The 732-nt window shown below is 68.0% G+C and carries 1 pseudogene; it reads right to left on the bottom strand.

Going from position 1 to position 732, the window contains the following annotated elements:
* Nucleotides 1-714: pseudogene (locus tag ACK4TH_RS12580) on the bottom strand (1-deoxy-D-xylulose-5-phosphate synthase); the annotation flags it as partial.
* Between the last annotated feature and the right edge of the window lie 18 nt (nt 715-732).

Below are 732 nucleotides of genomic sequence, written 5' to 3'. Positions count from 1 at the left end.
CTCACCACCCGGGACGCCCAGGTTCTCGGCGCGGCCGAGTTGGATGGGTGAACGACCTTCGGGCAAGCCCTCGGGCACGCTGCCGCGAGGGTAGCGCAGGGCGGTGGGGGCATCCTGGTAGCCTGCCATCCAGTCCACCATCGCGCGGAGTTCGGTGCCGTCGCGGGGGGCGAGCTGCACCAGTCCAGGGATGAACGAAAGGTAGCTGATATCAAAGGCGCCGTGGTGCGTGGGGCCGTCCGCGCCCACCAGTCCGGCCCGGTCCATGATGAACCGCACGGGCAGGTGCTGCAGGGCGCAGTCGTGCACGATCTGGTCAAAGGCCCGTTGCATAAACGTGCTGTAGATGGCCACGAACGGCTTGACGCCCCCGGCGGCCAGGCCGGCGGCAAAAGTGACCGCGTGCGGTTCGGCAATGCCGACGTCGTAGTAACGATCCGGGAACTCGTTGGCGAACTCCGTCAGGCCGGTGCCGTCGGGCATGGCGGCGGTAATGGCCACCACCCGCTCATCACGCCGGGCAAGTTCGCTCAGGGCATCGCCGAAGACCGAGGTGTACGCCGGGCGGCCGCCGCTCTTGGCGGCGAATTCGCACTTTTGCAAGTCGAACGGGCCGACCCCGTGCCAGGTGCGGGCGTCCGCTTCGGCCTTCTCGTACCCCTTGCCCTTCACCGTGAGGGCGTGGACAAAGACGGGCCCCGGCAGTTGCCGCACGTTGCGGAAGATCTCCAG

Origin of the sequence: Tepidimonas sp. (assembly GCF_046292505.1) — a bacterium.
In the GTDB taxonomy this organism is placed as follows: domain Bacteria; phylum Pseudomonadota; class Gammaproteobacteria; order Burkholderiales; family Burkholderiaceae_C; genus Tepidimonas.
This window is presented reverse-complemented; position numbering and strand designations above follow the sequence as displayed.